20 protein-coding genes and 1 tRNA gene are annotated in these 22220 nt (G+C 69.9%); 11 read left to right on the top strand and 10 right to left on the bottom strand.

Annotation, left to right across the window (positions count from 1 at the left end; genetic code table 11):
* Positions 1–212: 212 nt before the first annotated feature.
* The 4 genes from CQ044_RS18400 to CQ044_RS18385 all read left to right on the top strand — a co-directional run bounded on the left by CQ044_RS18400 (position 213) and on the right by CQ044_RS18385 (position 4574).
* Positions 213–863, top strand: a complete 651-nt coding sequence (locus tag CQ044_RS18400) for an FMN-binding negative transcriptional regulator (protein WP_105689809.1) — start codon at positions 213–215, stop codon at positions 861–863.
* Positions 860–2368, top strand: a complete 1509-nt coding sequence (locus CQ044_RS18395; protein ID WP_105689808.1) for an amidohydrolase — start codon at positions 860–862, stop codon at positions 2366–2368. Before CQ044_RS18400 ends, CQ044_RS18395 begins: the two co-directional genes overlap by 4 nt.
* Before the next feature lie 108 nt (positions 2369–2476).
* The gene (locus CQ044_RS18390) at positions 2477–3841 is read left to right on the top strand and encodes a sensor domain-containing protein (protein WP_105689807.1); all 1365 of its coding nucleotides are present in this window, start codon (positions 2477–2479) and stop codon (positions 3839–3841) included.
* A gap of 61 nt (positions 3842–3902) precedes the next feature.
* Complete coding sequence (locus tag CQ044_RS18385; RefSeq protein ID WP_105689806.1) at positions 3903–4574, top strand: response regulator transcription factor; 672 nt, start codon at positions 3903–3905, stop codon at positions 4572–4574.
* A 32-nt stretch (positions 4575–4606) separates the two neighbouring features.
* Here the strand turns inward: CQ044_RS18385 and CQ044_RS18380 are convergent, their stop codons facing one another.
* Positions 4607–5092, bottom strand: coding sequence for a Dps family protein (locus CQ044_RS18380; RefSeq protein WP_105689805.1), 486 nt, complete (start codon positions 5090–5092; stop codon positions 4607–4609).
* 205 nt (positions 5093–5297) lie between these two features.
* Between CQ044_RS18380 and CQ044_RS18375 the strand changes: the two genes are divergently transcribed.
* The 3 genes from CQ044_RS18375 (at position 5298) to CQ044_RS18365 (ending at position 8121) form a co-directional block, all read left to right on the top strand.
* Positions 5298–7421: an acyltransferase family protein gene (locus CQ044_RS18375; protein WP_105689804.1), complete on the top strand. Its 2124-nt coding sequence runs from the start codon at positions 5298–5300 to the stop codon at positions 7419–7421.
* A 40-nt stretch (positions 7422–7461) separates the two neighbouring features.
* Positions 7462–7992 (top strand): gamma carbonic anhydrase family protein, encoded by a 531-nt coding sequence (locus CQ044_RS18370; protein WP_105689803.1) that lies wholly within the window; start codon positions 7462–7464, stop codon positions 7990–7992.
* A gap of 55 nt (positions 7993–8047) precedes the next feature.
* Positions 8048–8121: transfer RNA gene (locus tag CQ044_RS18365), tRNA-Ile, on the top strand.
* Between the two features lie 43 nt (positions 8122–8164).
* Here CQ044_RS18365 and CQ044_RS18360 read toward each other — a convergent pair.
* Positions 8165–8371, bottom strand: a complete 207-nt coding sequence (locus tag CQ044_RS18360; protein WP_105689802.1) for a CsbD family protein — start codon at positions 8369–8371, stop codon at positions 8165–8167.
* A 150-nt stretch (positions 8372–8521) separates the two neighbouring features.
* On the opposite strand from CQ044_RS18360, the gene CQ044_RS18355 reads away from it, so the two are divergent.
* Together CQ044_RS18355 and CQ044_RS18350 are read left to right on the top strand one after the other, a co-directional pair.
* Positions 8522–8839: a helix-turn-helix transcriptional regulator gene (locus tag CQ044_RS18355; protein ID WP_105689801.1), complete on the top strand. Its 318-nt coding sequence runs from the start codon at positions 8522–8524 to the stop codon at positions 8837–8839.
* On the top strand, positions 8836–9360 hold the full coding sequence (locus CQ044_RS18350) for an SRPBCC domain-containing protein (protein WP_105689800.1): 525 nt from the start codon (positions 8836–8838) through the stop codon (positions 9358–9360). Before CQ044_RS18355 ends, CQ044_RS18350 begins: the two co-directional genes overlap by 4 nt.
* Positions 9361–9394: 34 nt before the next feature.
* On the opposite strand, the gene CQ044_RS18345 is transcribed toward CQ044_RS18350, so the two are convergent.
* Both CQ044_RS18345 and CQ044_RS18340 read right to left on the bottom strand, forming a co-directional pair.
* Positions 9395–10657 (bottom strand): alpha/beta fold hydrolase, encoded by a 1263-nt coding sequence (locus CQ044_RS18345; RefSeq protein ID WP_105689799.1) that lies wholly within the window; start codon positions 10655–10657, stop codon positions 9395–9397.
* Positions 10657–12657 (bottom strand): DUF262 domain-containing protein, encoded by a 2001-nt coding sequence (locus CQ044_RS18340; RefSeq protein WP_105689798.1) that lies wholly within the window; start codon positions 12655–12657, stop codon positions 10657–10659. Before CQ044_RS18340 ends, CQ044_RS18345 begins: the two co-directional genes overlap by 1 nt.
* A gap of 174 nt (positions 12658–12831) precedes the next feature.
* On the opposite strand from CQ044_RS18340, the gene CQ044_RS18335 reads away from it, so the two are divergent.
* Together CQ044_RS18335 and CQ044_RS18330 are read left to right on the top strand one after the other, a co-directional pair.
* Positions 12832–13605: a hypothetical protein gene (locus CQ044_RS18335; RefSeq protein WP_045270636.1), complete on the top strand. Its 774-nt coding sequence runs from the start codon at positions 12832–12834 to the stop codon at positions 13603–13605.
* A 199-nt stretch (positions 13606–13804) separates the two neighbouring features.
* A complete protein-coding gene (locus tag CQ044_RS18330; RefSeq protein ID WP_045270635.1) occupies positions 13805–14308 on the top strand; it encodes a DUF3145 domain-containing protein in 504 nt (167 codons plus the stop codon).
* Positions 14309–14552: 244 nt separating this feature from the next.
* On the opposite strand, the gene CQ044_RS18325 is transcribed toward CQ044_RS18330, so the two are convergent.
* The 6 genes from CQ044_RS18325 to aceE all read right to left on the bottom strand — a co-directional run bounded on the left by CQ044_RS18325 (position 14553) and on the right by aceE (position 22200).
* The gene (locus CQ044_RS18325; RefSeq protein WP_105689797.1) at positions 14553–15794 is read right to left on the bottom strand and encodes a beta-ketoacyl synthase; all 1242 of its coding nucleotides are present in this window, start codon (positions 15792–15794) and stop codon (positions 14553–14555) included.
* 103 nt (positions 15795–15897) lie between these two features.
* Positions 15898–16146, bottom strand: coding sequence for an acyl carrier protein (locus CQ044_RS18320; RefSeq protein WP_045250084.1), 249 nt, complete (start codon positions 16144–16146; stop codon positions 15898–15900).
* 63 nt (positions 16147–16209) lie between these two features.
* Complete coding sequence (locus CQ044_RS18315; protein WP_105689796.1) at positions 16210–17208, bottom strand: beta-ketoacyl-ACP synthase III; 999 nt, start codon at positions 17206–17208, stop codon at positions 16210–16212.
* Entirely contained in the window at positions 17205–18125 is a 921-nt protein-coding gene (locus CQ044_RS18310; protein WP_105689795.1) for an ACP S-malonyltransferase, read from the bottom strand. Before CQ044_RS18310 ends, CQ044_RS18315 begins: the two co-directional genes overlap by 4 nt.
* A 111-nt stretch (positions 18126–18236) precedes the next feature.
* Positions 18237–19463 (bottom strand): CdaR family transcriptional regulator, encoded by a 1227-nt coding sequence (locus tag CQ044_RS18305; protein ID WP_105689794.1) that lies wholly within the window; start codon positions 19461–19463, stop codon positions 18237–18239.
* Positions 19464–19476: 13 nt separating this feature from the next.
* Positions 19477–22200 (bottom strand): pyruvate dehydrogenase (acetyl-transferring), homodimeric type, encoded by a 2724-nt coding sequence (gene aceE, locus CQ044_RS18300; RefSeq protein ID WP_105689793.1) that lies wholly within the window; start codon positions 22198–22200, stop codon positions 19477–19479.
* Positions 22201–22220 lie beyond the last annotated feature (20 nt).

Genomic DNA, 22220 nt, shown 5'->3' with positions numbered 1-22220 from the left:
GATCAGCGCCGCGATCGCATCCAACGTCTTCATACCCCCATCCTCCTCGGGGCCACCGACATTCGAACCCCAGATCAACCAAGATTTCCAAACGGTGCAGAACTCTGTCTGACGCGGGATTGTGGAGGACGATCCCGGCGCCAGTCGGCCCCGGCGACTCCGCGGCGTTCCGGGAGCGCCCACCCCCGCCCCGCGGTGAATAGCATGGTTCCATGCGCCAGAATCCGAGCTTCGCCATGACCGACGTCGCCGAGCTGCGGCGGATCATCGCCGCCAACCCGTGGGCGACGCTCGTGGGCCGCGACGAGAACGGCATGACCGCGTCGCACTATGCGGTCCTGCTCGATCCCGAGCGCGACGACCTCACGATCGTCGCCCACGTCGGCCGCCCGGACGACCTCGTCCTGGGGCTGGGGACGCAGGAGCTGATGGTGGTCTTCCAGGGTCCGCACGGCTACGTCTCGCCCGGCTGGTACGGAGACGTCGCCGCGGTGCCCACGTGGAACTACGTCGCGGTGCACCTCTCCGGCGTGCCGGAGCTGCTCGACGGCGAGGAGAACCTGCGTGTGCTGAACCACCTCGTGGATCACTTCGAGGGCAGGCTCGCAGACCCTCGCGGCATGTGGACCCCGCCGAACGACGAGGCTTTCGTACGCCGTCTCGAGGCGGGCACCGTCGGCTTTCGGCTGACCCCGACCCGCGTCACCGCCAAGCGCAAGCTCAGCCAGAACAAGCCCGACGAGGTGATCGAGAACGTGATCCTCGAGCTGCAGGGCGACGGCGTGTACGCGAGCCCTTCGCTGGCCGCCGAGATGCAGCGCGCCCACGACGCGCGCCTCGCGGCGCGGGCGGACGCGCGGTGACGGCGGCGGAGGCCGGCGCGCAGCTCGATGCGATCCGCGCGGTCCGCATCGCGACCGCGGATCGCCGACTGCTCGCCGTGGAAGGCCCGGTGGATGTACTCCTCGAGGACGGTCGGATCGCCGACATCGCGCCGTCAGGGGCGCTCCCGCTGCGAGGGCGGGTGTGGGACGGCGATGGCGCGTGGATCGTCCCCGGCCTGTGGGATCACCACGTGCACACCGTGCAGTGGGCCCTCGCGGCGCAGCGCGAAGACCTCTCCGGCACGACGAGCGCCGTCGAGGCCGCAGCGCGCATGGCGCGCGCGGCCGTGCTGGGAGACGGGCGGAGGGTCGGCACCGGCTTCCGCGATGTGCGCTGGACGGATCGGCCAGAGCTGACGCTGCTCGACGAGCACACGGGCGAGGTCCCGACCTACCTCATCAACGCCGACGTGCACAGCGTGTGGCTGAACTCCGTGGCCTTCCGCCGAGAGGGCTTCGCGGCTGCTGCGGACGGCGTGCTCCGCGAGGAGGACGCGTTCGAGATCTCCCGCCGGCTGAACGCCGCGGATCCGGCGGTCGCCGATGAGGCGGTGCTCGCGGCCTCGCGCCGCGCGGCGAGCCGCGGCGTCGTGGGACTCGTCGACTTCGACATGGCGTGGAACGCCGAGGCGTGGGCACGCCGGCTGGGGCGCGGCTTCGACACGCATCGCGTCGAGTACGCGGTCTACCCGCACGACCTCGACCGCGCGATCTCCGAGGGGCTGCACACCGGACAGATCATGACCCCCGACCCGCACGGCCTCGTGCACGCGGGGCCGCTCAAGATCATCTCCGACGGCTCGCTCGGCACGCGCACGGCCGCCTGCAGCCACGGCTACGCCGATGACCCGCACAACCACGGCGTGCTCACCGTGCCTCCCGCCGAGCTGCAGGAGCTGCTGCTGCGCGCCACCGGGGCGGGGCTCGAGATCGCGCTGCACGCGATCGGCGACCTCGCGGTCACGGCGGCCCTGGACGCGTATGCCGCGACCGGCGCGCAGGGGACGATCGAGCACGCTCAACTCGTGAGCCATGGAGACCTCGCCCGGTTCGGGCGGCTCGGCGTGGCTGCGAGCGTTCAGCCGCAGCATGCGCTCGACGATCGGGACGCGGCGGATGCGCTCTGGGCGGAGCAGACGGCGATCGCGTACCCGCTCGCATCGCTGCACCGCGCGGGGGCGACGCTGCGCTTCGGATCCGATGCGCCGGTGGCGGCCCTCGATCCCTGGCAGGCGATCTCCGCGGCCGTCTTCCGTACCGATGACGACCGCGTGCCCTGGCATCCCGAAGAGCGTCTCGACCTCGAGACCGCCCTCGCCGCGAGCGCGCACGGCGGGACCGGCGGCGACGCCGGCGTCCGTCCGGGAGCAGTGGCAGACCTGGCTCTGCTGGGCGCGGATCCCGCGACCGCCGATGCGAGCGGACTGCGGGCGATGCCGGTGGCGGCGACGATCGTCGGCGGGCGGGTGACGTACGGGGGTTAACCCCCCGACGGATCCGGCAGCCCGCACCCTGTCGGGCGCGGCCCCGGCGCGGCATCGTGGTATCAGGCGCCGATCCGCGCCTTCAGACGCATCACACAGGAGACCTCGATGACCACCGCCACGCGACCCCTCGACTCGCGCTTCTCGGTGCCGCCGGCCGCACCCCGACGCGGCTACGGCCACGCGTGGGCCGCGGCCCCCGGCAACGCCCTGTTCCTGGTCCTGCTGTCGGTGCCCCTCGCGATCGTGGCGATGGGCGTCACCTGGGCGGTCTTCGGCGTCGGCGTCGGTTCCCTGGTGCTCGTGATCGGCGTGCCCGTCCTGGTGGGCTCGCTCTACGTCGCGCGCGGCTTCGCCGAGGCGGAGCGGGCTCTGCTGCGGATCACCAGCGAACCCGCGATCTCGGCGCCCGACTGGCGTCGCGGCACGCGAGGGACCGGGTTCTGGGCGCGCCTCACCCAGCCGCTGCGGAACGCGCACTACTGGATGGCGCTGCTGTCGGCGCTCCTCGTGCGTCCGATCGTCGCGATCGTGACCTTCGCCTTCGCCACCGTCTGGGTCGTGATGTCCCTCGGCGGCCCCACGTACTGGTTCTGGTCGCCGTTCATCCCCGACGGCAACGCGGAGAGCATCTGGGTGCCCTGGGCGGTCCAGCACATCTTCGGCGGGATCGACCCGTCTCCGGATCCGCACCGGTGGGCGTCGATGCTCTACCTCGGCGTCGGGATCGTGTTCCTCATCACCCTCCCGCTCGTGCTGCGTGGTCTGGTGCGCCTGCACGGCATGGTCGCCGCGGCGCTGACCGGGCGATGGGAGTCCGACGACCTCGTCGCCCAGGTCGAGGGTCTCGACGCCTCCCTCGACGCAGCCGTGCAGGCCGAGGATGCGGGCCTGCGCCGGCTGGAGCGGGATCTGCACGACGGTCCGCAGCAGCGCCTGGTGCGCCTGCAGATGGATCTCGCCGCGTTGGAGCGGCGCGCGGCCGACGGCGACGCCGCGGCGGTCGCGGCGCTCGCACAGGAGTCCCGTGCCCATGCGCAGGCCGCGCTCGACGAGCTCAGGGCGCTGGCCGGCGGGGTTGCACCGCCGCTGCTGCAGGACCGGGGGATCGCCGAAGCGATCTCGGGACTCGCGGCCGCCAGCGCGCTGCCGGTGCGCGCCGACGTCGCGCCGGAGATCACCGCGGCGCTGAGCCCCGAGGCCGCACGGAACCTCTACTTCGTGGTCGCCGAGCTGCTGACCAACGCCGCCAAGCACGCGGGAGCGGACAGCGCCTCTGTGACGGCGGTCAGGGAGGGCTCCGCGGTGCGGGTGACCGTGCTGGACGACGGGCGGGGCGGGGCGGCTCCGCGGCCCGGCGGCGGGCTCGAGGGCCTCTCCCAGCGTGTGCAGGGACTCCGCGGCACGATGCACATCGACAGCCCGGAGGACGGTCCGACCATCGTCACGGTGACCGTGCCCGTCTCCGCCTGATCGAGCGGCGAGACGGGGGAGCAGCCGGAGGCGCGATCGCACGCCCCATAGTCTGAAGGGCGTGACCGATCAGCAGACCCCTTTGCGCGTGATCCTCTTCGAGGACTCGATCCTGCTGCGCGAAGGGCTCGTGCGCCTGTTCGCGGAGGCCGGCTTCGAGACCGTCGGCGCGCATGCCGACGCCGAAGACGTGGTGGCGCGCACCAGGGCTGCCGCGGCGGAGGTCGCCGTGCTCGACGTGCGGATGCCTCCCACGTTCCGGGACGAGGGCATCCGCGCGGCGCTCGCTCTGCGAGAGGCGCTGCCGGAGGTGGGCATCCTCGTCCTCAGCCAGTACGTCGAAGGGGTCTACGCCAGAGAGCTGCTCGGCGCGGGCGACGGCGGAGTCGGCTACCTCCTCAAGGACAGGGTCACCTCGCTCGAGGAGCTCTCCGCGGCGGTCCGGCAGGTGAGCCGAGGCGGAACCGTGCTGGATCCGCGGGTCGTGCAGCAGCTGATGCGGACGGGACCGGATCCGGTGACCCGCCTCACCCCGCGGGAGCGCGAGGTGCTCGAGGCGATGGCGGAGGGGCGCAGCAACGTGTCGATCGCGGCGGGCATGAGCGTCGGGGTGGGAGCGGTCGAGAAGAACGTCTCCGCGATCTTCGCCAAGCTCGGGCTCGAAGACTCCGGCACCGACCACCGCCGCGTGCTGGCCGTGCTCGCGTACCTGCAGAAAGACCCCCGTCCCTGAACAGGGCGGGGGTCCTTCGCTGACAGACGGTGTCAGGCGGCGATGTGCGACACGAGGAACCAGCGGTCCTTCTCGAGACCGCGCTGGATCTCGATCGCCACGTCCTGGCTGGTGAGGTCGATCTCGTCGAGGCCCTCCACGGCGGCCTTGACGTTCACGAGGATCGCGTCGATGTCGGCGATCACGGCGCGGACGAGGTCGTCCGAGCGGGTGAAACCGGCGGGCACCTGGGTGGCCCCGGCCTTCTCTGCCACGACCGTGGCGCGGGCGTCGATCGGCAGGCCGAGGGCGACGATGCGCTCCGCGGCGGTGTCTGCGAAGTCTCCGGCGTGGTCGACGATCACGTCGAGCAGCTCGTGCACGCCGACGAAGTTCGCGCCGCGGACGTGCCAGTGCGCCTGCTTGCCGTTCACGGTGAGGGCCTGCAGGCCCAGCACGACCGGGGTCAGGAACTGGGCGGCGCCGGCCGCGACGGTCGGGTCGACGGAGGTTGCGGTGATGGTCTCGGCGTTGCTCATGATGTCTCCTCGGTGATCATTCGGATCCGTGCGTGCTGATGTCTTGACCCCAACGCTACTCGGCTCAGAATGTTCCGCAAGCAAGCTGAGGCAACGCTAACCCGCAGGTCACGCAGTATTTCGGCAAGGCTTGCCTTCCCTGCGGATCTTCGCGTGTGCCGCGTGGACGGCGGGAGGACACAGCGATCCGGGATACCTTCGTCAGGTGGCAACAGCTGGTACCTCCTCCCGTGCGGCCCTGCGCCGACTCCGCAGCTCCGATGAACAGGGCGCATCCGCAGCACAGAAGGTCGGATCGAACTTCATCCCCCACGTGCAGGGTCTGCGCGCGATCGCGGTTCTCGCCGTCGTGCTCTACCACTTCTGGCCGGGGCGGCTGAGCGGCGGCTACGTCGGCGTCGACATCTTCTTTGTGATCTCCGGCTTCCTGATCACGGCGCACCTCGCCAGAGAGCTCAACGCCACAGGACGGGTGAACCTCGGCCAGTTCTGGGCCCGCCGCGCCCGCCGTCTGCTGCCGGCCTCGCTGCTCGTCCTGCTGTTCTGCGCGATCGTCGCGGCGATCCCGGTGCTTTCGCCGCTGTCGCAGCTCCCCGCCGAGCTCCAGGAGATCGTCGCCTCCACCTTCTATGTGGAGAACTGGTTCCTCGCGCTGAACTCCGCCGACTACCTCGCGCACGCGGGCGACCCGACGATGGTGCAGCACTACTGGTCCCTCTCGCTCGAGGAGCAGTTCTACGTGCTCTGGCCGCTGATCATGCTGTTCGCGGCATGGATCGCGGTGAAGTACTTCCGCGGCTCCCGCCTGCGCGCGGCGGCGATCGCGATCGGCGTGGTCTCGGTGGCCTCGTTCGTCTTCTGCGTGTGGTTCACCATCACGAACCCCGCTCCGGCGTACTTCGTGACGTTCGGCCGCATGTGGCAGTTCGGCGTGGGCGCCGTACTCGCGCTCGTCCCGCGCCTGCGCGTGAGCAACGCGATCGGCAGCTTCGTTCTGGGCTGGGGCGGCATCATCGTGCTGCTCGTCGTGATCTACCGCTTCGACGGGCAGACGCCGTTCCCCGGCTACATGGCTGCGATCCCGACTCTCGCGGCGGCGGCGATCATCGCGGCCTCGAACACCGAACGCTGGTGGTACCCGACCCGCATCCTCGCGATCCGCCCGATGCGCTTCACGGGCGACATCTCCTACAGCCTGTACCTGTGGCATTGGCCGCTCATCATCATCGCGCCGTCCCTGCCGTTCTGGGGCCTCTCGATCTACCACCGTGTCGCGCTCGTCGGCATCTGTTTCCTGCTCGCCTGGCTGACGAAGAAGTTCGTCGAGGATCCGGCGCGCACCTGGAAGCCGCTGACGTCGCGCAAGCCCCGGCTCTCGCTGTGGGCGGCCCTCGCGGCGATGGTGATCGTCGCGGGAACAGCCGGCGCCGGCTGGGCCGCGAACGCGGGAACCTATCAGCAGGGCGTTCAGGCCATCGCGGAGCTCCGTGCCAACCCGCCCGCATGCTTCGGGGCGGCGGCCGTCCTCGACGAGTCCTGCGCGGGAAAGACGACCGACGAGATCCTGCCGGCCCCCGGTTTCGCGGGCGTGGACCGCCCCGAGCAGTCGCAGTGCTTCGTGCAGCTCAACGACGCGCGCGCGGTCTCGTGCGAGTTCGGCTCCAAGGATCCGAACGCCAAGCAGGTCGCCCTGATCGGCGACAGCCACGCCTATCAGCTGCTCACGACGTTCCAGGGCATCGCCGAGAAGGAGGGGTGGCACCTCACCACCTACTTCAAGGGCGCCTGCCCGTGGAACACCACGCCGCTGTCCACCGGCGGGGCGTTCGGCGACGCGTGCACGCAGTACCGTGCCGCGGTCGCGAAGCAGCTCGAGCAGAAGCACTTCGACGCGATCTTCACCGCAGCGCTCTCCACGACGCCGTACGCGGCAGGGGATCACGGATCCTCCTACGACGCGGCGGTCGCCGGATACCGCGAGGCATGGGCCACGCAGACGTCGAAGGGCACGCCCGTGGTCACCGTGGTCGACAACCCGGTGTGGGAGACCGACCCGAACAAGTGCCTGCGCACGCGCGCGCAGAGCGCCTGCGATGGTGCGCGTTCGGATCTGCTCACCGAGAAGGACCCGCTGCGTGCGGCCGCGGACGGCCAGAAGGACGTCACGCTGCTCGACTTCACGAAGGTGTTCTGCGACGACGAGAACTGTCGCGCCGTCGTCGGCGGTGCGAACATCTACCGCGACCAGGACCACATCACCGTCACCTTCGCGAACTCCCTCGCGCCGCAGTACACGGCGGCGCTCAGGAGCGCGATGGGGATCGGCTGACCGGATCCGCGCGCAGGGACAGGGCGGATAGGGTCGCAGTATGAGCGACGACGCCACGATCCTGTCCCTGCCCGGCCGCCGTCCCGCGATCGACCGCACGGCGTTCCTCGCCGCAGGAGCGCGCGTGATCGGATCCGTGACGATCGGCGAGGCGTCCAGCGTCTGGTACAACGCGGTGCTGCGCGCCGACTCCGACACGATCACGATCGGAACAGGCAGCAACGCGCAGGACAACGTCTCGGTGCACGTCGATCAGGGACACCCGGTCGTGATCGGTGACGACGTCTCGATCGGTCACAACGCGGTGGTGCACGGCTGCACGATCGGCGACGGCTCGCTGATCGGGATGGGTGCCGTGGTGCTCTCGGGCGCCGTGATCGGCGCGGAGTGCCTGATCGCGGGCGGCGCGCTGGTACTCTCCGGGACGGAGGTGCCCGACGGCTCTCTCGTCGCCGGTGTGCCCGCCAAGGTCCGGCGCGCGCTCACCGCCTCCGAGCGCGAGGGGCTCCGGGAGAACGCGCGGGTCTACCGCGACCACTCGGCGACGCATCGCGAGGCCATGCCCGCCTGACCGCGTGCGCGAGGCGTCCTCGATCGACCCGGAGGACCGGTAGTCTCGAAGGTCCGGGGCGGTGGCCAAGCTGGTGAAGGCAGTGGGCTCATAACCCAACGATCGCGGGTTCAAGTCCCGCCCGCCCCACCGGATCCGTTCTCCGCACCCGGCGGGGCGCCGCTCTGCGGGATCAGTCGTGCATCGCGTCCTTGACGTGCTCCCCGACCTTCTTCACGTCGTCCTTGAGGTTCTCTCCGGCCTCCTTCAGATCGGCCTTCGCCTGATCCATCCGGCCCTCGTTCTCGAGCTTCTCGTTGTCGGTGACCTTGCCGGCCCCCTCCTTGATCTTTCCCCCGAGCTTCTCGGCGGCGTTCTTCGCGTGATCGGCAGCGCTCATGGCGTGCCTCCTCTCGTGTGTGTCGTGGGTCACACGCTCGCAGGTCCGCCATCCGATCGCGACGGGGTTGACGAGCGCGCTCGGCGTCGCTATCGCGCGCGACTCGAACGTACCCTTGCGGGTAAGTAACCGACGCGGTACATTCGCGTCATGGACGCCGTTCTGCAGGCTTTGGCCGACCCGAGTCGCCGTGTCGTGCTGGGCATCCTGCGCGATCACGAGGCGACGGCGGGCGAGCTCGCCGAGGCGCTGCCGATCGCACGGCCCGGGGTGTCGCGGCATCTTCGGGTGCTGCGCGAAGCGGGCCTGGTCGACGTGCGCCAGGACGCGCAGCGTCGTATCTATCGCCTGCGCCCTGAGGCGCTGGTCGACCTCGACGACTGGCTCGAGGAGTACCGCGATCTGTGGGTGCAGCGCCTGGACGCCCTGCACACCGAGATCGCCCGAGGGAAGAAGGACAGGACATGATCGCGACCGGGACGATGTGGGAACTCGACGACACCCGTGGCGCCATCCGCGTCGAGGACGTCTACGACACGGACGTGGACGACCTCTGGCAGGCGTGCACGGATCCCGCGCGGCTGGCGCGCTGGATCGTCCAGGTGACCGGCGACTTCCGCGTCGGGGGCATGCTGGACGCCACGTTCACGAGCACGTGGACCGGGGCGATGCGGATCGACGTCTGCGAGGCTCCGCACCACCTGGTGGTCACCCAGGAGCCTGGTACCGACGAGGAGACCGTGATCGAGGCATGGCTGTCCGCAGAGGGCCAGCAGTCCCGACTGGTGGTGGAGGAGCGCGGTCTCGGCGTCGGCGTGCTGCACTTCCATGCCGCGGGCTGGCAGGTCCACCTCGAGGATCTCGGCCGCTCCCTGCGATCCGCAGCCGGTGCGCATCCCTCCGGCTGGTCCGCCGCGGAGCCGGCGCCCGCCTGGAAGGAGCGCTGGCAGGCGCTGCTCCCGGAGTACGAGGCGGTGCGCGCCGGCTGATCGCCCGCGCGCACCGCGTCCCTGCTGACGTCGCTCAGCGCACCCGGCGGTCGTGGGCCAGGTCGATGAGGTGCTCGAGCACGCGCCCGGCGCGCAGTCCGTTGTGCTCGTGCTCGCTCGTCACCCACAGGCGGAGGTCTAGAAGCAGCGCCGCCGTCTCCAGCGAGTACTCGAGTGGCACGTAGGGGTCGTTCACGTAGACCGAGGCGGCGCCGCGCGCGCCCGACGCTGCGAGTGCGGCCGGATCGTAGATCGCGGGCCACTCGTGCTCGGCCAGCGCGAGGGCGACGTCGCGCCACGGCTGGAAGGCCGGGACCGTCTCGGTCCAGTCGCGTCGGATGTGCTCGCCGGTGAACAGCGTGACGTCGTCGACGAAGTCGGCGGGCTCCACACGCTCGGCCGACCAGCCGGTGACGTGGCCGTTCGCATAGCTGGACTCGTGGAACACGAAGTACAGCGGGTTGCGGCCGCCGAACGGCATCGCCGCAGCGAGGTCGTAGCGGAACGCGTTGCTCGTGGGATCCAGCTCCAGCAGCTGCCAGAGCGTCTGCCAGCCGTCGTTGGTGCCGAGGGCCGATCCCGCCGAACGCAGCCGGGACGGCGAGACCACCTCGCCGGACGGCAGCACGATGTCGCCGGACGCCGCGAGATCCACCAGGCGGCGCATGCGCTCCCGGTGCTCGGGGAAGCGCCGGTAGTAGCGCTCCGAGGCGTCGCGCATCTTGTCGTAGCAGAGCGCATACACCTCGTCGGGGCCGCGGGTCACGGTGCTGAGGCCGCCCGTGAGGTACGCGCGGTCGATCGACGAGGCGTCCGTGGAGAGATAGGCGAGGGTCGTGAAGCCGCCGAACGGCTGGCCGAGCACGTTCCAGCGGTCCGCGCCCAGGTGCTCCCGCATGGCCTCGCAGTCCCGCACGATCGCATCCGCGCGCAGGTGCGTGAGGTGCTCGGCGACCGCCTCTGTGCCACGGGACAGTATGCCGTCGCCGACGGGGGTCGACCGCCCGGTCCCGCGCTGGTCGATCATGACGACCCTGTGCTGTGCGAGCGCCTGATCCAGCCACGACGGCGCGGCCGGCGCGTGCAGGGCGCGCGGAGCCTCGGATCCGGGGCCGCCCTGCAGGAACACCAGGTAGGGGAGATCCTCGCCGCCCTCGCGGGACACGACCGAGGCGAACACGTCGATCGTGCGGGTGTCGGACGGATCCGACCACACCAGAGGCACGGTGAGCGTGTGCTCCTCGAGGGTGAGGTCCATCATCCGGCGGCGGATCACAGGGGCGGCAGAGATCGTCATCACATCACATTCCCGATGTAGGAGTACTTCACGAACACTTCCGCGGCCAGGCCCGACTCCTCCAGGAGGCCTTGCACCGCGCTCATCATGTATTTCGCGTCCCACCCCATGTACAGGAAGTGGTCGGCGTCGAGCTCGTCCCAGGTGCCGTTCCACGCCTTCTCGTCGTAGATCGGACCGCCGTTGCGGGCGTTGAACGCGTCGAGGGCCTCGCGGGTATCGGTCCAGCCGCGCCGGAAGACGCGGTTGAACAGGTACTTCACGTCGGGGACCTCCCAGCGCTCACCGCGGTACTCGACGTAGTCGAACTCGCGCTCCCAGCCGGTCGGCCAGCCCCGCCGCCGCACGGCGTCGAGGATCGGGGTGAGTCCGTCGTCGTCGATCTCGACGACCGCGGGCCGGCGCCAGACCTGGACGAACGCGTCGGTGAGCGCCGCCGTGCGCTCGGCGATCGCGGCGGTGCCCCAGGAGCCGAGCCCGGCCAGTGCGCTGTTCTCGTCGACGCGGCTCCGCCGGTAGGCGTCGCGCTTGTCCGGGAAGGACGCGCCGTAGACGCGTTCCGCGAGCTGCTCCTCGAGAAGGGTCAGGTTGCCCAGCGTTCCGGCGAGGGCGCGGTGGCTGTTCTGCTCGTCCTCGGAGTACTCGCTCCAGGGGCGCACGCCGTCGCCCGACCACGCGTCGTGCGGAGCGGTCGGCACGATGTGCTCGACATCGAAGCCGTGCGGATCCGCGATGCCCTCGATCCGGCCGAGCACGTACAGGGCGTGCGGCAGGTCGGTGAACTTGAGCGCCACCCGGATGCGCTCGTCCGAGGGCGTGATCCGGGCGAACGCGCGCAGGAGTTCCTCCGGCCCCTGCGACCGGGCGCGGCACAGCCGGGCGATGAGACGGTCGTTCGGGATGCCGACCACGGCACGGCGCAGCAGCAACGACTGGATGCGCTCCAGCGTCTGCACGAGTTCGTCCTTCGATATCGCGCCGAGCCGGTGGTCCCGATACGCGCTGAGGACGAGGGGATACGTCGAGCGGCCGAACGTGTTCACGTAGCCCAGCTGCCGGCGGATCTCGGGATCCTCTTCCTGTGACGGCTCCAGGAGGATCCGGTAGATGTCCGAGAACTCCCGCCAGACGCGTGCCTGTGCGGGCAGATCCTCGAGGCCCATGTGTGGGAACTCGTGGCGGAAGGCGCTGTAGACGCCGTGCTCGCCGGCGACCGACACTTCCCTGCCTGTCGTCATGATGAGGAAGTGGCGCCAGAACGCGCCGATCGCCTCGCCGGTGTTGCGCTCGATCGGCAGCCAGAACTCCTCCTCGACCTGCTGCTGCTCTGCATGCGACAGCCCCATGAGGATGTAGTTGTGGATCAGCTCGTGATCGCGCAGCGGCTCGCCCGTGGAGTTGAGGCTCTCGAAGATCTGCTGCGCGTTCGCGGCCTCACCGAGGGTGATCGAGACGTGCTCGAGCTTCTGCAGGCCCCGCCAGATCCGCGGCGCCTCGTCGGCGTGCACCTGCGAGCGGAAGAACGCGTAATTGTCGTCGAAGCGCGACTCCGGCAGATCGGCGCTGCGCCGGTCGAGCACCACGGACTCGAACAGACCAGCCCAGGCCTCGTGCGGGCGGAGTTTGGTGCGGCTCGCGTCGTCGGGGCGAACCAGCACCCGCGCCAGCTCGGCGGCGAACTGCGGATCCGTGTCGCGCACGGCGTGGTGCAGAGCGGCGATGAGCAGCATGAGCGTCGTGATGCGCTGCTGACCGTCGATGAGGATGAGGTCGGCGTCGGGGTGTGCGTGGTCCTCGGCGGAGAGGATCGAGCCGATGAAGTGCCGGTGGGCGTCGTCCTCGTCCGCGACGGCGCGGATGTCGGACAGCAGCTTCTCGCAGCCTCCGATGTCCCACCGGTACTGGCGCTGGTAGACGGGCACGACGATCGTGGTCGCGGGGGAGGAGAGCCACTCGATCGTTGAGACTGCGGTTGCTTCGACGTTGGTGGCCGTGCTCATGCTGCTGTGCTTCTCCTCGGATCGCGTGCTGCCCCGACCAGTCTATTCAGGCCCCGGCGGGCCCCGGATATTCACGGCCCACCTTCCGAGGGCGTCGAAACGGCGCTGTTAGGCTGTCCTAAGAAGGGCCTGTTAAAACGTGCTGGCCCCTTTATGAAAGGACATGACTCGCTCATGGCATACATCAAGTCCGCCGCCCTCGAAGACAAGGGCTTCGTCGTCCTCGACAGCTACAACCAGGAGCTCGACCCCAAGGAGTGGCTCGACATCGAGTACAACGACTGGAAGTCGTCCGGCGACACCCGCTTCGCGCCTCTCGCGTCCGCCAAGGGCGAGATCGAGTGCAACGGCTTCTGGAACCACGTGCCTCCGCGCACGGACAAGGACGGCGTCTGGATCGACGAGCAGACCGCCAAGGCCCCGAACCTCACGCGCCGCGCGCAGGAGCCGGGCGCGAACGTCGGCCGCTGCCGTGTCATCGAGCTGCAGCCCACGCCGTACGGCGAGTGCCTGTACAACCTTCACCAGGACGACAACAACCGCCTGAACCCGGACGGCACCGGCTGGGTCGTGCGCGGCTTCTTCAACCTCACGGACGACAAGGACAGCTACTTCGTCCTGCGCGAGAACCGCACCGACCCGAGCGTCGAGTACCGCATCGCCCTTCCGGCCGGCGCGCAGCTGATCGTCGACACGCAGCGCCTGTGGCACGCCGCCACCCACAACGGCACCGATCCGCGCTACTGCCTGATCACCTCGTGGACCTCCGGTCCCGAGCTGGACGCCTACATCGAGAAGTACAACGGCACCCAGGACGTGGCGAACTACGAGGTCGCCCAGGAGATCCTGGACGCGGGCTACGAGGAGCAGGCGCGTCGCGACGCCGCCCGCGCCGCGTACTACGCCGCGAAGGGTCAGCAGGAGAAGATCGCGATGAGCGAGGCCTGAGCCTGCTCGGGCCCTGAGCCTGTCGAAGGGCCTATAGACGGTCCCCGGTGCTGCGGCGCCGGGGACCGTTGCCGTTTCGCAATGAGTTACACAGTTGTGATTTCGCTGAGGATCGGTGAGAATGGGCGCATAACCGCATAACGCCGTGCTTCGCGGAACAGGTCGTAGGGGAAGACGCACCTGATGAAACGGAGAGACCATGGCGACAGCACAAGCACGCGGAGTGGTGTACATCCACTCCGCACCGCGCGCGCTCTGCCCGCACCTGGAATGGGCGGTCGGACGCGCTATCGGGCGCGCCGTCAACTTCGAGTGGTCGGAGCAGCCCGTCCTCGACGGCGCCCGCCGGGCGGAGTTCTACTGGGACGGCCCTGTCGGCACCGGCGCTGCCCTCGCGACCGCGATCCGCGGCTGGGAGCACCTGCGCTTCGAGGTGACGGAGGACCCGACGCCCCGGAGCGACGGCGGCCGCTGGCTGCACACGCCCGACCTCGGAGTGCACTACGCGCAGACCGATGCCGCCGGGAACATCGTCGTCGGCGAGGACCGGATCCGCTACGCGATCGAGATCGCCGCGGGCAGTCCGATCGAGCTGCAGCGCGAACTCGACGTGGCCCTCGGCTCTGCGTGGGACGAGGAGCTGGAGCCGTTCCGGCATGCGAGCGACGACGCCCGCGTCGTGTGGCTTCACAAAGTCGGATAGGCCAGCTGCGCTGGCGGGTCGGACAGGTCTCGTGTGGTCCGGTCGAAGGGTCGGATCACACGAAGGGACGAGGATCGGAGGAGGCGTGACTATCGGGGGTCGGAGGGCAAGGACCCGGAACCCGAGAAAGCGTATCCCCGGTCCGCAACCGGAGAGATAACAGAACAGCACAACTGAAAAGAACGAGAATCGCCCCGACCGCTTCGATGAGGAAGCGACCGGGGCGACTCTCGTCTGTGCCGGATCAGCCGTCGTAGGAGCGGAACGCGACGACCGCGTTGTGGCCGCCGAAGCCGAAGGAGTTGCTGATCGCGAGCTGCGGGCCGTCGCCGAGCGGCTGCGTCTCGCCGGAGAGCTTGAACGGCACGGCCGGATCCGGCTCCGTCATGTTGATCGTCGGCGGGGCGACGCGGTCGCGCAGCGCGAGGATCGTGAAGACCGCCTCGAGCGCGCCGGTGCCGCCGAGCAGGTGCCCGGTGGACGCCTTGGTCGCCGACACCGGGATCTCGTCGATCCGGTCGCCGAAGACGCGCCTGAGCGCGCCGTACTCGTTCGGATCCCCGACCGGGGTCGACGTGGCATGCGCGTTGATGTGGGTGACCTCGTCGGGGCTCGCGCCGGCCTGAGCCAGCGCCTGCTCCACGGCGCGTGCCGCACCGTGGCCCTCGGGGTCGTTGCCGGTGATGTGGTACGAGTCGGCGGAGACGCCGCCGCCCACGACATAGGCGTAGATCTTGGCGCCGCGGGCCTTGGCGTGCTCCTCGGTCTCCATGACCAGAGCCGCACCGCCCTCGCCCATGACGAAGCCGTCCCGGTCGATGGCACCCGGCCGCGAGGCGTGCTGCGGGTCGTCGTTGCGGCGCGACAGCGCCTGCGCCGATGCGAACGACGCCATCGTGATCGGGTGGATCGCGGACTCCGCACCGCCGGCGATCACGATGTCTGCGAGATCGTCCTGCAGGTGCTCGTACGCATTCGCGATCGACTCGGTGCTGGAGGCGCACGCGCTCACGACGGTGCGGGCGAAGGCCTTCGCGCCGAAGTGCAGCGACAGGTTGCCGGCGCCGGCGTTCGGCATGAGCATCGGGACCGTGAGCGGCATGACCCGGCGCGGTCCCTTCTCGCGCAGCGTGTCCCAGGCGTCCAGGAGCGTCCAGAGCCCGCCGATGCCCGTGGCCCAGTCGATGCCCAGCCGCTCGGGGGCGACGTCGGGGGCACCCGCGTCCTCCCAGGCCTCGCGGGCCGCGATCATGGCGAACTGCACGGAGGGGTCGAGGCGCTTCGCCTCATGCCGGGGCAGGACCTCCTCGGGGCGGACGGACGCCTCTGCGGCGAAAGTCACCGGGAGCTGGTACTCCGCGACCCAGTCGTGCGTCAGGGTGCGGGTGCCGGAGACGCCGGCGAGCAGGTTGGCCCAGTTCTCCGGGGCGGTGCCGCCCAGGGCGGACGTGGCACCGATGCCGGTGACGACGATGCGCTTGGTCATGCGTGATCCTTCTCAGGGAGCGGGTGGGGGATCCGGGAGCGGATGCGTGCGGAAGAGGAGGATGCCACACCCCGCGGAAGCGCGGGGGTGGCATCCGCAGGTGTCACTCCTGGCCGGCGACGATGAAGTTCACGGCGTCACCGACGGTCTTGAGGTTCTTGACCTCGTCGTCGGGGATGGTGACGCCGAACTTCTCCTCCGCGTTGACGACGATCGTCATCATGGAGATCGAGTCGATGTCCAGGTCGTCGGTGAAGGACTTCTCCAGAGCGACCTCCGAGGCGTCGATGCCGGTCTCGTCGGTGATGAGCTCTGCAAGGCCGGCGAGGACCTCGTCGTTGCTGAAAGCCATGATTTCCTCTTTCTATGGGTGGTTTAGAACCGGTGAACAGTCTAGGAGGTCGCGTCAGCCCGCTCAGGGCAGGACGACCACCTGCGCGCCGAACACCAGACCCGCGCCGAAGCCGATTTGCAGGGCGAGTCCGCCGCTGAGCTCGGGGTGCTCCTGCAGGAGCCGGTGGGTGGCGAGCGGGATGGACGCCGCGGACGTGTTTCCGGTGGTCTCGATGTCGCGGGCGATCACGGTCGTCTCGGGCAGCTTCAGCTGCTTGGCGAACTCGTCCACGATGCGCATGTTGGCCTGGTGCGGGATGAAGGCGGCCAGATCCGAGGCCTCGATGCCGGCCTGCTCGAGCGCCTGCTTGGCGACCTTCGCCATCTCCCAGACGGCCCAGCGGAACACCGTCGGGCCCTCCTGGCGGAGCGTCGGCCAGGGGGCCTGCCCATCGCGGAACTCGGTGAGGGTGTGGTTCATGCCGACCGCGTCGGCCTTCGACCCGTCCGAACCCCACACGGTGGCGGAGATCCCGGGGGTGTCGCTCGGGCCGATCACGACGGCGCCCGCGCCGTCGCCGAGCAGGAACGAGATGCTCCGGTCGGTGGGGTCGACGATGTCGGAGAGCTTCTCTGCGCCGATGACGAGCGCGTGGGTCGCGGCTCCGGCGCGGATCAGGGCGTCGGCCTGGGCGACCGCATAGGCGTAGCCGGCGCACGCGGCGTTGATGTCATAGGCCGCGGCGGGGTTCGCGCCCACCCGGTCCGCGACGATCGCGGAGACGGAAGGCGTCTGCTTCGGGTTGCTGATCGTCGCGACGATGACGACGTCGATGTCCGAGGGGGCGACACCCGACTTCTCGATCGCCTCGACCGCTGCCGCGGTGGAGAGGTCGATCGCATCGGTCTCGGGGACCGCGCGCGTGCGGGTGATGATGCCGGTGCGCTGGCGGATCCACTCGTCGCTCGAGTCGATCGGGCCGATGAGGTCGTCGTTCGGCACGGCGTTCTCTCCGCGGGCGGCGCCCACGGAGTAGATGCGGGTGTACGCCGGACCCGTGGCCTGCTTGAGCGTGGTCATGCTGCTTCTCCGTTCAGCAGCGCCGCCGCCGCGTCGAGGTCGTCCGGGGTCTTCACGGCGACGGCGGGGACGCCGCGCAGGCCGCGCTTCGCGAGGCCGGTGAGAGCGCCGGCGGGGGTGAGCTCGATGAGGCCCGTGATGCCGTTGTCGGCGAAGGAGGCCATGCACAGGTCCCAGCGCACGGGGGAGGAGACCTGGGTCACCAGGTTCTCCAGCGCGGTCGTGCCTCGGGCGAGGACGGATCCGTCTTTGTTGGTCCAGAGCGTCACCGTCGGGTCCGCGGCGTCGACGCCGGCGACGGCCTCGCGCAGGGTGTCGACGGCGGACGCCATGTACTGCGTGTGGAATGCTCCGGCGACCTGCAGCGCGATCACTCGGGATCCGCGCACGGGGGCCTCGGCCAGCGCCGCGAGGGCGGGCAGGGCGCCTGCGGCGACGATCTGGCCGCCGCCGTTGTAGTTGGCGGGGGTGAGATCGAGGTCGGAGAGCAGCGCGAGCACCGCCTCCTCGTCGCCGCCCAGGACCGCGCTCATGCCGGTCGGAGTCCTGCCTGCGGCATCCGCCATCGCGCGTCCGCGGATGCCCACCAGGCGCATGGCGGTCTCGGCGGGGATCACGCCGGCGTCCGACACGGCGGCGAACTCGCCGACCGAGTGCCCTGCAACGCCGTCGGGTCCGCGGCCGGCCCGCTCGCGCAGGACCTTCGCCGCGACCAGCGAGGCGGCGACGATGAGCGGCTGCGCGATGCGGGTGTCGCGGATCGTGTCGGCGTCGGAGACGGTGCCGTGCTGGACCAGGTCGACCTCGGCGGCCTCCGAGTAGAGCGCGAGGTCTTCGGCGACGCCGTCGAGCTCCAGCCAGGGAGAGAGGAAACCAGGGGTCTGGGAGCCCTGTCCAGGGCATGCGAAGACGATCACGTTCCCAGTCTGCCAACGATTGGCCGGATTCGGTGGCTCAACCCTCACAAGAATCCGCAGATCGGTTATCCATGACGTACAACGCCGGATTCTGTGGGGGACGCTCGGACGTCAGCGGGGCCTGCGGGGACGAAGTCCGCGCCGGACCGGATCCGCCGTGCCGATGGTGCCGAGCACGAGTGCGGTCTGCAGGATGAACGCCTCGCGCGGACCGGTCGCATCCCAGCCGATGACCTCGCTGATCCGCTTCAGCCGGTAGCGCACGGTGTTCGGGTGCACGAACAGCTCGCGGGCGGTCGCCTCGAGCGAGCGGCCGTTGTCGAGATAGCTCCACAGCGTCGTGACGAGATCGGTGGAGTGGTCGTGCAGCGGCCGGAACACCCGCTCGATGAGGGTCTGCTTGGCCAGGGGATCCCCGGCGATGGCGCGCTCCGGCAGCAGTTCGTCGGCGTCCACGGGTCGAGGTGCGCCGCGCCAGGCGCGCGCGACGGCGAATCCGGCCAGCGCGGCCCGGGCGCTCTGCCCGGCGTCGACGAGCGCCGCGACCGCAGGACCGACCACGACGTGCCCCGGGCCGAACGACGGCTCGAACGTGCGGGCGATCTCGGCGAAGGAGAACTCCTCGGGCTCTGCACCCTCTGCGGCGTCCTCGCCCGCGGCGGGCTTGGCGCGTCCGACTACGAGCACGAGCCGGGATCCCTGCACGCCGATCAGCACGTCGACCGCGAGCTTGCGGGCGGTGCGGCGCACCTGATCCACGTCGAACTGGGGCGGCGTGGTGCCCACGATCACGCAGACCTCGCCGTGTCCGTGCCAGCCGAGGGCCGCGATGCGGCTGGGCAGTTCCTCGTCGGCCTCTCCCGTGAGGATCGAGTCGACCACGAGTGCTTCCAGGCGCGCATCCCACAGGCCCCTGGCCTCGGCGGCGCGCGCGTACACATCGGCGGCCGCGAAGGCCACGTCTCGCGAGTACAGCAGGATCGCGTCGCGCAGGTGCTGGCCGTTGCCGGCCACGCGCTCCTCGGTCACCTCGACGGTGACCCGGATGAGCTGCAGAGTCTGCTGCAGGCTGACGCTGCGCAGCAGCTCACGGGGAGCTGCGGCGAAGATGTCCGCGGCGATCCACGGCGTCGACGTCGGATCGTCGTACCACTGGATGAACGAGGTGATGCCGGCCTGGGCCACCAGCCCGACGGCGGAGCGTCGGGCCGGTGGCATCTCGGCGTACCACGGCAGCGAGTCCTCGAGACGCTGCAGGGTCGCCGTGGCGAGGTCCCCGGAGATGCGGCGCAGCCACGCCAGCGTCTCCTCCTTGGTCATCTCGGGAGGTCTGCTCATCGTGCCGCGCGGGTCAGCTCTCGCCGCCGGCGTTGCCGCTGGTGCCGGCGTTCACGTTGTACAGGTCGTACTTCGCGATCGCCTGGCCCACGACGGCGCGGTCGATGCGGCCCTGGTCGGCCAGCGCCTGGAGGGCGCGGACCACCATGGACGGTCCGTCGATCTTGAAGAAGCGACGGGCCGCGGCGCGCGTGTCCGCGAATCCGAAGCCGTCTGCGCCCAGCGTGTAGTACGCGCCGGGGACCCACTGGCGGATCTGGTCCTGGACCGCGTGCATGTAGTCGCTCGTCGCGATGAACGGGCCCTGGGCGTCCTTCAGCTTCTCGGTGAGGTAGGCCGTCTGCGGCTCCTCCTCGGGGTGCAGGAAGTTGTGCTCGTCGGCGGCGAGGCCGTCGCGGCGCAGCTCGGTCCACGAGGTGACCGACCAGACGTCGGCGGACACGCCCCAGTCGGCGAGCAGCAGCTCCTGAGCCTCGACCGCCCACGGCACTCCCACGCCCGACGCGAGCAGCTGCACGCGCTGACCCTCGCCGGATCCGACCGAGATGCGGTGCAGGCCCTTGCGGATCCCCTCTGCGTCCACGTCCTCGGGCTCCGCGGGCATCCGCATCGGCTCGTTGTACACCGTGAGGTAGTACATGACGTCGGGGTTCGGGTGGGTGCCGCCGTACATCTGCTCGATACCGGCCTGCACGATGTGCGAGACCTCGTAGCCGTACGCCGCGTCGTAGACGAGCGTGGCGGGGTTGGTCGACGCGAGCAGCGGGGACTGCCCGTCCGCGTGCTGCGTGCCTTCACCCGTCAGCGTCGTGCGTCCGGCCGTGGCGCCGATGATGAACCCGCGGCCCATCTGGTCGCCGGCCGCCCAGAAGGCATCGCCGGTGCGCTGATAGCCGAACATCGAGTAGAAGATGTAGATCGGGATGAGCGGCTCGCCGTGCGTCGAGTACGCCGTCGACGTGGCGGTGAACGCGGCGGCCGCGCCCGCCTCGTTGATGCCGACGTGCATGATCTGCCCCTGCGGGCTCTCCTTGTACGCGAGCAGCAGCTCCCGGTCGACCGCGGTGTAGTTCTGGCCGTTGGGGTTGTAGATCTTCGCGGTCGGGAAGTACGCGTCCATGCCGAACGTGCGCGCCTCGTCCGGGATGATCGGGACGATCCGCTCGCCGAAGCCCTTGACCCGCATGAGGTCCTTGACCATGCGCACGAAGGCCATGGTCGTGGCGACCTCCTGGTTGCCGGAGCCCTTCTTCGGCAGCGCGTAGTCCTTGTCCTCGGGGAGGTTCAGCCCCACGTGGGTCGTGCGGCGCTCGGGGAGGAAACCGCCCAGGTCGTGGCGGCGGTCCAGCATGTACTGGATCGTCTCGTCGTTCTGTCCCGGGTGGTAGTACGGGGGACGGTACGGGTCGGCCTCGAGCTGCGCATCCGTGATCGGGATGTGCATCGTGTCGCGGAAGAGCTTGAGGTCGTCCAGCGTCATCTTCTTCATCTGGTGGGTCGCGTTGCGGCCCTCGAAGTGCGGACCGAGGCCGTAGCCCTTGACGGTCTTGGCGAGGATGACGGTCGGCTGGCCCTTGTGCTCCATGGCCGCCTTGTAGGCCGCATAGACCTTGCGGTAGTCGTGGCCGCCGCGGCGCAGGTGCCAGATGTCGTCGTCGGAGTAGTCCTTGACCAGGGCGAGCGCGCGCTCGTCGCGGCCGAAGAAGTTCTCGCGCACGTAGGCGCCGCTCTCGGCCTTGTAGGTCTGGTAGTCGCCGTCCGGGGTGACGTTCATCAGGTTCAGCAGGGCGCCGTCGGCGTCGCGCGCGAGCAGGTCGTCCCACTCCCGGCCCCAGACGACCTTGATGACGTTCCAGCCCGCGCCGCGGAAGAAGCTCTCGAGCTCCTGGATGATCTTGCCGTTGCCGCGCACGGGGCCGTCGAGGCGCTGCAGGTTGCAGTTGATCACGAAGGTGAGGTTGTCCAGACCCTCGTTCGCCGCGACCTGGAGCTGTCCGCGCGACTCGACCTCGTCCATCTCGCCGTCGCCGAGGAACGCCCACACGTGCGAGTCGTTGTCCTTGATGCCGCGGTTGGCGAGGTACTTGTTCGTCATCGCCTGGTAGATCGCGTTGATCGGGCCGAGGCCCATCGACACGGTCGGGAACTGCCAGAACTCCGGCATCATCCGCGGGTGCGGGTAGGAGGGCAAGCCGTTCGGGGCCCCGGACTTCTCCTGGCGGAACGCGTCGAGCTGCTGCTCGCTGATCCGGCCCTCGAGGAAACCGCGGGCGTAGGCGCCGGGGGAGGCGTGGCCCTGGTAGAAGATCTGGTCGCCGCCGGACGGGTGGTCCTGACCGCGGAAGAAGTGGTTGAAGCCGACCTCGTAGAGCGACGCCGCAGAGGCGTAGGTCGAGATGTGGCCGCCGACCCCGATGCCGGGACGCTGCGCGCGGTGCACCGTGACCGCGGCGTTCCAGCGGATCCAGTGCCGGTAGCGGCGCTCGAGGTCCTCGTCGCCCGGGAAGGCGGCCTCGTTCTCCGGGGCGATGGTGTTGATGTAGTCCGTGGTCGGAACCATCGGAACGCCCAGGTGCAGATCCTTCGAGCGCTTGAGCAGGCTCAGCATGATCTCGCGGCCGCGGCCGTGGCCCTTCGCGTCGACGAGCTCGTCGAGCGATTGCTGCCATTCGCTGGTCTCTTCGGGATCGCTGTCGAGCGGGCCCTGGGAGTACGGATCCTGGTCGTGAACAGTCACAGGAGGCCTTTCGTCTGTCT

The sequence above is a fragment of the Microbacterium sp. MYb64 genome (assembly GCF_002979495.1).
GTDB lineage: Bacteria > Actinomycetota > Actinomycetes > Actinomycetales > Microbacteriaceae > Microbacterium > Microbacterium azadirachtae_A.
The sequence above is the reverse complement of the archived record's forward strand: the minus strand, read 5'-3'. Positions and strand labels throughout refer to the sequence as shown.